The following is a 6673-nucleotide window of genomic DNA, read 5'->3' on the forward strand; positions in this document are numbered from 1 at the left end:
CTGGCTTTTTTATTGGATTGGTTTTATTGATTTGACGATATTAAATGAAGTGGTGCATCGTCACTTAAATAAGCAACATCGACTTGGTCTAATTTATTAAAACGGATCATTCCTTTAATACCATCTATGTACGCTTGTCCTCGCTCAGAATACTTATCTAACGTATTTGCTAGCTCTAATCCTGTTATTGGCTGTTCATTTGCTCTTAGATCTCGCCTAAGCTCTCTTAACTTTATATAGGCAGCATTGGTGTTAATGTTAAGCATATAGCCCTCAACAGATGCTTGTGGGCTGTCAAATCTTGCTAAGCCATAATTACCTAGCTCTTTGCGTTGCTGTTTAGGGATCATGCCATTGCCACTGAAATCCCATTGACCAAAGAATGCATTTCCTTCAAGGGTAAACCTCGATGTTGCCCAGCCACTTTCTTCTGCTGCTTGTGCCAGAACAAGTGAAGGTGGCATGATATCGACTCGCTTTAATAATTGCAGACGTTGTTCATCAGTGATTGCGTCTATAGGCTCACTTATCACTCGGTACTTTTGTGCAATTGCGATTAGTTCTTTATCATTTAATTGAGCTTGTTTTACAACTTCTCTTTCTATAATTATATTTTCATTACTGATTAAAATTAACGGTGCCATCAATCTAAAGAAAACCATCTTTTTGAGCTGTACTGGTATTTCATTCGATGTTTGTTGCCACTTTTCACTCACTCGCTCAAAGGTCAGTCTAGGTACTTCTCGCACACCCGCTTGCCAACTTTCTGTGTTGTAGTTGAGAGAGTTAAATAGCTCGATAAGCCCATCTAAGGAATCAATGCTAATATCTTTTGGCTCTAAAACTGCGGATGACGGTTTTTCCACTTTTGAAACTGCAATTTGTTCATCAATTGAAGCTTGTTGTGCTAAATCAGTTTGGTTAGAAGACTTAACCCAATGATTTATTGCAAATAAGCCAACTAGCAATAGGATCACAAAGAGAAGTTTTTGATAAGTGTTTTTGGTCATATTTCATCCTAAAGGCAGTTGCAGATTTTTGTATAAAGTTAAGCGTATTGTAAGTGCGACAAAATTAGCGGTTTTATTTAATGAATTTGCTGAAAACGGGATGAAAACACATTAAAAAAGGCGCGTAAGCGCCTTTAATTATAGCCTATAAAAGCCTATTGCATCATTGGGCCAAAACCTAAGCTCCATAAAATCACGCTGCTTCCCATTAATCCGACTAATAAAACTAATCCAGCAGTGACGACTGAACTGGCATAGATGAAGCCTTTTTCTTCAGGAATATTCATAATAATAGGCACGCCTGCATACAGTAAATAAACCGAATAGGCTAAGCCTGCTAAACCCACGAGCATGATAAACCAAAGTACTGGATACAATACAGCAATACCCACCATAAATAATGGCGTTGCAGTATAGGCTGCAAGTTCTAAAGCTTGGGTAAATGTTGGAGATGCATCAAATGTTTTAGCCATCCAAAAAGATAAATATGCTAGAGCCATGACACCTGCGATAAGACCGAAATACATCCCTACTGACATAAACATTGCGCTTTGTGGGGTGAGAAATAGTGGTTCACCATTAGCTGGATGCCAACCGATATAAGCTGTTGCGATAAAACTACATACTGCTGGAATTAATGCGATAAGTAAGATGTGACTGAGGCTGCTCTTTACTGCCTCGTGATTGCGTTCAATTGTTTTCCACTCTTGTTTCGGATGAGTGTATAGCCCCATTAAGTGATTTAGTATCATTTTTATTATCCTTGTTTAGCATTCATACATAGCTCGCCAAACTTCAGACGAACTGATCATAGCCCCATATATCAATCGCCTTAATCAGCCCAACACATACTCAATTCGCTTAACCGTTAGCTCATTAAGTAATAACTTCATCCCTTTCGAAGTTTATCCATTTAAGAAGATTGAAATACAACTTTAGCAACTATTGTTACGAAGATGTATAGACTATTTATTGAACATAAGCATCGATTCGTCAAGGACTAATCGTGTTTTATCTGTAGAAAAGTCCTTAACGCAGGTAAAATACGTTTAAATCCTTATAAAAGTTTAAAATAAGATGCAGCAATTACTGGCGCCAATTTACCAATTTTTAAAGTGTGAAACCCCTGATAGCTGGATAGAAATGGCGAGTAACTCTGATAATTTATCAGTCATTCTTCGAGATCATTTATTATGCGAGCTAAAAGCTGCCCAAAGCGCCATGTTTCTTATCCGTAAATATGCGGTTGATAAAGAAAGTGCAAGTCGATTAACTGAATGGGTGAAGCCTTATGAAGAATTTGCCTATAAAAGAATCGGTGACTTAACAAGTTTAAAAGGCAAAAGTAATATCACCAAACAGGTCACGGTTAGGGATAATTGCCCCTATGGACAGGATTTAGTGGATAAAATGGTGCTGCTGATAAAAGAGGAGTTACATCACTTTTATCAAGTCATGGAGTTAATGGATAAAAAGAATGTGCCTTATGAACTTTTAGAAGCAGGGCGTTACGCCAAAGGGATGATGAAGTACGTTAAAACCTTCGAGCCAGATGCGCTGGTTGATAAACTTATTATTGGTGCATTTATTGAGGCAAGGTCTTGCGAGCGTTTTGCAAAATTAGCACCGCATCTAGACGCTGATTTAGAAAAGTTTTATATCTCTTTGTTGCGCTCTGAAGCACGTCATTACCAAGATTATTTATCACTTGCAGAGTCTATTTCGAAGAAAGATATCAGTGAGCGCGTCGCTCATTTTGCCAAAGTAGAAGCTGAATTGATTTTATCACCTGATAAAGACTTCAAATTTCACAGCGGTACACCAGCTTAACTTATCAAAGTGATTTGAATCATAAATCAGAAGAATGAAAACTAACCTAGCTAGTTGCTAGCATAAGCCGTAAGGGGAGTATTTAGCATTAATTACTTGATGCAGTTTTAGAGTTATTTTTAATTAGCTGCTCAGAATAATTATTTCTTAGCTGAGAAGGGCAGTTGCTGTAATTCAGCACTGTCTTTTTTTACAATTAAAATACTACCTTGCTCATACCAGTCACCGACGACAATGCGCTGTCTATTATTTTCTAATTGGTGAATGGCGGGACGATGAGTATGCCCATGGATCATGGTTTGGGTTTGGGTGTTATCTAATAAGGCATCAACCGCAGATTGTTCTACATCCATGATGACATAGCTTTTATCTTGATTTCCGTTTTCGCTTTTATGCCTGATATCTGCAGCGATTTTTTGCCGAGTCGATTTGGGTAAGTGACAATAAATCCATTTAACGATTGCTGAGTTTCTAAAGCGACGAAATCGTTGATAAGATTTATCTAAAGTGCATAAGCTGTCGCCATGTAGCACAACGGTTTTAACGCCATATAAATCGAGTACTTTTATTTCGGGCAGTAATTGCATCCCCGATTTAGCCGCAAACTCTTTACCTATCATAAAGTCACGATTGCCATGAATGAAATAAACAGGCATACGTTTAGATATTTTTTTGATGTGCGCAGCAATGTCGTCAGTAAAGGGTTCAGCGATATCATCACTGGTCCATACTTCAAACAAATCGCCAATAATATACATAGCTTCAACGTCAGATAAATCTGAATTGAGGTAGTCTACAAAGGCTTGGGAGATATCAGGGCGATCAGCACTTAAGTGCAAATCGCCCATAAATACAGTGTGCACTATCGCTTATTCAGCAATGCTAGCACTGTTGATAACCACAGCTTCCAGTGGTACATCTTGATGCATACCACGGTTACCCGTGCTTACAGCTTTAATTTTTTCTACGATGTCCATGCCTTCAACTACTTCAGCAAATACACAGTAACCCCAGCCTTGGCCAGTTTCTGCTTTGTGATCTAAGAAAGTATTGTCGCTAACGTTAATGAAGAATTGCGCGGTCGCCGAATGCGGATCAGAAGTACGCGCCATTGCTAATGTGCCAACTTTGTTTGATAAACCGTTGTTTGCTTCATTTTTGATAGCAGCATTAGGAGTTTTCTGAACCATATCTTCAGTAAAACCACCACCTTGAACCATGAATCCATCAATTACACGGTGAAAAACAGTGCCATCATAAAAACCGTCTTTAACGTACTTGATGAAGTTTTCAACAGTAAGAGGTGCTTTTTCAGCATTAAGAGCAATTTTAATATCGCCCATGTTTGTGTGCAAAGTGATCATATTTAAATACCTAGATAAAAATTGTTGCGCGATTCTAACTTATCTAACGTGAGGCTTAAAGTGCAGTGTTCAAAACAGTGTTGCTCATGATAGACTTTGGCTCCATTATATTGGTATTAAAATGAGTGAAAGAGAACCATCGATGTTGAAAATTTACAATAGTATGAGTCGTGAAAAGCAAGAATTTAAGCCGATTAACCCTGGCAAGATAGATATGTATGTATGTGGTATTACCATATACGATTTATGTCACATTGGTCATGGTCGTACTTTTGTTTCTTTCGATATGATTGTTCGTTATTTACGTTACCGTGGTTATGAAGTGAATTACCTTCGTAATATTACTGACGTTGATGACAAAATCATTAAACGTGCTGCTGAAAACAATGAAAGTTGTGATTCATTAACTGAGCGATTAATTGGCGAAATGCACAATGATTTTGACTCACTTAATATGATGCGTCCTGACTTTGAGCCAAGAGCAACATTACACATCGAAGAAATCATTGAGATGGTGCAAACGCTTATTGCTAAAGACCACGCTTATGTGTCTGAAAGTGGTGATGTCCTGTTTAGTGTGTCTTCTTATGCTGAGTACGGACGTTTATCAGGTCAACACCTTGAACAGCTCCAAGCTGGCGCGCGCGTTGAAGTGGAAGACACTAAACGCGATCCAATGGACTTTGTGTTGTGGAAAATGTCAAAACCAGGAGAACCAACTTGGGAATCTCCTTGGGGACCAGGCCGCCCAGGGTGGCACATTGAATGTTCAGCGATGAACAGCAAACATTTAGGCAATCACTTCGATATTCATGGCGGCGGTAGCGATTTACAGTTCCCGCATCATGAAAATGAAATTGCACAATCATGCTGCGCCCATGGCACTCAATACGTTAACTATTGGATGCACACCGGTATGGTGATGGTTGATAAAGAGAAAATGTCTAAATCTTTAGGTAACTTCTTTACGATTCGTGATGTTTTAGCTCATTACGATCCCGAAACTGTGCGTTACTTCTTGTTATCAGGTCATTATCGCAGTCAACTGAACTATTCAGAAGATAATTTAAAGCAAGCTAAATCAGCTCTTGAGCGCATTTATACTTCGCTTAAAGGCTTAGATTTGACCGTTGCTGCAGCAGCTGCTGAAGAGTTTGTTGTTAAATTTAAAACAGCAATGGATGATGATTTCAATACGCCTGAAGCCTATTCAGTTATTTTTGAAATGGTGCGTGAAATTAATCGTTTAAAATTAGTTGATATGGCACAAGCCAGTGCATTAGGTGTTAGCTTAAAGTCATTAACGGATGTTTTAGGTATTATTAATCGTGATGTTGACGCTTACTTCCAAGGTGAGGGTAGTGACGATGAAGTAGCCGAAATCGAAGCGTTAATTGTTGAGCGTAATCGTGCCCGAGCAGAAAAAGACTGGCCAGCTGCCGATGCCGCTCGTGACAGACTTAATGCGTTAAATGTTGTCTTAGAAGATGGCGAAGAAGGCACGACTTGGCGTAAGAAGTCTTAAGCTCAAGTGAGTCAAGCGATGAATTTAGTATATTGATAAGTGAATATATTAAGTCGCTACCTTAGTAAAATAAAAAGCCTGCAAATCTGCAGGCTTTTTTTGTGTCAGCGACTGTTTTAGCAAAGCGTAAATGATAGGTTTTTTATCATGTCTAACTAGACTTTATTAGTCGTGGTATTCTTCAGCTGCATACAAGGTATTCTCGAGTAGGCTTGCAATGGTCATTGGACCAACGCCACCAGGTACAGGTGTGATAAATGCGGCTTTTTCAGCTGCAATATCAAATTCTACATCACCCACAAGCTTGCCGCTTTCTAGTCGGTTAATACCTACATCAATCACGATAGCGCCAGGCTTGATCCAGTCTCCAGGTATGAAGCCAGGTTTACCTACTGCCACAACCAACAAATCTGCTTGGCGAACTTTTTGTTCTAGGTTTTTGGTAAAACGATGACATGTAGTCGTAGTGCAACCAGCCAGCAATAGCTCTAACGTCATTGGGCGACCAACAATATTTGATGCACCTACAATAGTGGCATCTAAGCCGTAAGTATCAACACCAGTAGATTTGATTAAGGTAATAATGCCTTTTGGGGTACATGAGCGCAGCACTGGGATGCGCTGTGCTAATCTACCGACATTATATGGATGGAATCCATCAACATCTTTATCAGGTCTAATACGCTCAATAACTTTAGAGTCTTCGATGTGATCAGGTAAAGGTAATTGCACCAAAATACCGTCGATTTTAGGGTCGTCATTACACTGGTCAATCAGTGCAAGCAGTTCTTCTTCAGTGGTAGTGGTTTCAAGGTCATAAGAGTATGACTCAAACCCAACTTCTTCACAGGCGCGGCGTTTGCTGCCTACGTATACCTGTGAGGCGGCATCAGCGCCAACAAGAATGACCGCTAGACCTGGTAAACGAGTACCAGGTCTAGCGG

Annotated in this window: 7 protein-coding genes; 2 read left to right on the forward strand and 5 right to left on the reverse strand. The window is 39.4% G+C overall.

The annotated features are described in order from the left end of the window. Nucleotides 1-23: 23 nt before the first annotated feature. Both FNZ24_RS14805 and FNZ24_RS14810 read right to left on the reverse strand, forming a co-directional pair. Nucleotides 24-1010, reverse strand: a complete 987-nt coding sequence (locus FNZ24_RS14805) for a glucosaminidase domain-containing protein (RefSeq protein WP_153915509.1) — start codon at nucleotides 1008-1010, stop codon at nucleotides 24-26. Between the two features lie 155 nt (nucleotides 1011-1165). Beyond that, nucleotides 1166-1762 carry a Yip1 family protein gene (locus FNZ24_RS14810; RefSeq protein ID WP_153915510.1) on the reverse strand — a complete coding sequence of 199 codons (597 nt, stop codon included), beginning with the start codon at nucleotides 1760-1762 and terminating at the stop codon, nucleotides 1166-1168. A gap of 325 nt (nucleotides 1763-2087) precedes the next feature. Here FNZ24_RS14810 and miaE point away from each other — a divergent pair, with 325 nt between their 5' ends. Continuing rightward, the gene (gene miaE, locus FNZ24_RS14815) at nucleotides 2088-2840 is read left to right on the forward strand and encodes a tRNA isopentenyl-2-thiomethyl-A-37 hydroxylase MiaE (protein WP_153915511.1); all 753 of its coding nucleotides are present in this window, start codon (nucleotides 2088-2090) and stop codon (nucleotides 2838-2840) included. Nucleotides 2841-2980: 140 nt separating this feature from the next. Here the strand turns inward: miaE and FNZ24_RS14820 are convergent, their stop codons facing one another. After that, entirely contained in the window at nucleotides 2981-3703 is a 723-nt protein-coding gene (locus FNZ24_RS14820; protein ID WP_153915512.1) for a UDP-2,3-diacylglucosamine diphosphatase, read from the reverse strand. Between the two features lie 6 nt (nucleotides 3704-3709). Further along, complete coding sequence (locus FNZ24_RS14825) at nucleotides 3710-4204, reverse strand: peptidylprolyl isomerase (protein ID WP_153915513.1); 495 nt, start codon at nucleotides 4202-4204, stop codon at nucleotides 3710-3712. 142 nt (nucleotides 4205-4346) lie between these two features. Between FNZ24_RS14825 and cysS the strand changes: the two genes are divergently transcribed. Continuing rightward, on the forward strand, nucleotides 4347-5729 hold the full coding sequence (gene cysS, locus FNZ24_RS14830) for a cysteine--tRNA ligase (protein WP_153915515.1): 1383 nt from the start codon (nucleotides 4347-4349) through the stop codon (nucleotides 5727-5729). Nucleotides 5730-5894: 165 nt separating this feature from the next. On the opposite strand, the gene folD is transcribed toward cysS, so the two are convergent. Beyond that, nucleotides 5895-6673: bifunctional methylenetetrahydrofolate dehydrogenase/methenyltetrahydrofolate cyclohydrolase FolD (gene folD / locus FNZ24_RS14835; RefSeq protein WP_153915514.1), on the reverse strand; the 779-nt coding region annotated here is incomplete at its 5' end.

Source organism: Shewanella sp. TC10 (assembly GCF_009663145.1).
GTDB lineage: Bacteria > Pseudomonadota > Gammaproteobacteria > Enterobacterales > Shewanellaceae > Shewanella.